The organism is Streptococcus oralis (assembly GCF_001075875.1).
Taxonomy (GTDB): Bacteria; Bacillota; Bacilli; order Lactobacillales; family Streptococcaceae; genus Streptococcus; species Streptococcus oralis_I.
Genome location: NZ_JUOS01000200.1, coordinates 1 through 243 on the forward strand (window position 1 = coordinate 1; position 243 = coordinate 243).

At 37.0% G+C, this 243-nt stretch carries 1 pseudogene; it reads left to right on the plus strand.

The window, feature by feature from the left end:
* Nucleotides 1-13 precede the first annotated feature (13 nt).
* A pseudogene (locus tag ADM33_RS10355) lies at nt 14-243 on the plus strand (choline-binding protein D); the annotation flags it as partial.

A 243-nucleotide genomic window follows, 5' to 3' on the forward strand; every position in this document is an offset into this window, starting at 1 on the left:
GAAAGATGGAGAGATGGTTACAGGAACCAAAGAAATCGATGGTCAACAATATAGCTTTAAAGATAGTGGTGCTATGGTTACTGGCTGGAAACAAGAAAATGACAAATGGTACTATTATGCATCAAGTGGTGAACTGAAAAAAGGCTGGATTAAATATGCTGGTGATTGGTACTATCTTGATTCGAAAGATGGAGAGATGGTTACAGGAACCAAAGAAATCGATGGTCAACAATATAGCTTTAA